Below are 243 nucleotides of genomic sequence, written 5' to 3'. Positions count from 1 at the left end.
ATCTTCCGCTTCGCCTCCGCTGCGGCGGCGGCGCTGATCATCGGGCCGACGTCGGTCGCTTCAGTTCGCGGCTCACCCGCCTTCAAGCCCGCCGTCCGGGCGACGAAGGATTCGAGGAAGGAATCGAAAACTGCGCGTTGCACCAGGATCCGCTGGGCACCGATGCAATTCTGGCCCGCTGCCCAGAACGCGCCGGACACGCTGGCTTGAACGGCAGCCGGGATGTCGGCGTCGTCGAAAACG

At 66.7% G+C, this 243-nt stretch carries 1 protein-coding gene; it reads right to left on the bottom strand.

Features of this window, described 5'->3' with window-relative positions:
* Positions 1–243, bottom strand: a 243-nt coding sequence (locus tag SB764_RS43880; protein ID WP_410867293.1) for an aldehyde dehydrogenase family protein, incomplete at both ends; no start/stop codon positions are given.

The organism is Paraburkholderia sp. SIMBA_027, assembly GCF_046535315.1.
GTDB lineage: Bacteria > Pseudomonadota > Gammaproteobacteria > Burkholderiales > Burkholderiaceae > Paraburkholderia > Paraburkholderia tropica.
This window is presented reverse-complemented; position numbering and strand designations above follow the sequence as displayed.